The organism is Sporosarcina obsidiansis (assembly GCF_009651005.1).
Classification (GTDB): domain Bacteria; phylum Bacillota; class Bacilli; order Bacillales_A; family Planococcaceae; genus Sporosarcina; species Sporosarcina obsidiansis.
Genome location: NZ_WHVW01000070.1, coordinates 1 through 202, shown reverse-complemented (window position 1 = coordinate 202; position 202 = coordinate 1). Strand labels below are relative to the sequence as shown.

The 202-nt window shown below is 50.0% G+C and carries 1 rRNA gene; it reads right to left on the bottom strand.

Features of this window, described 5'->3' with window-relative positions:
• Positions 1-117: 117 nt before the first annotated feature.
• Positions 118-202 (bottom strand): 5S ribosomal RNA (rrf, locus tag GD002_RS17720); the annotation flags it as partial.

The following is a 202-nucleotide window of genomic DNA, read 5'->3' as shown; positions in this document are numbered from 1 at the left end:
CCGCAGGTAGGACTCGAACCTACGACCGATCGGTTAACAGCCGATTGCTCTACCACTGAGCTACTGCGGAATAATAATAATTGGTATGTGGCACAGGATTTACAGCTTTTTCTTACAGACCAGCGACGTCTTACTCTCACAGGGGGAAGCCCCCTACTACCATCAGCGCTGAAGAGCTTAACTTCCGTGTTCGGTATGGGAA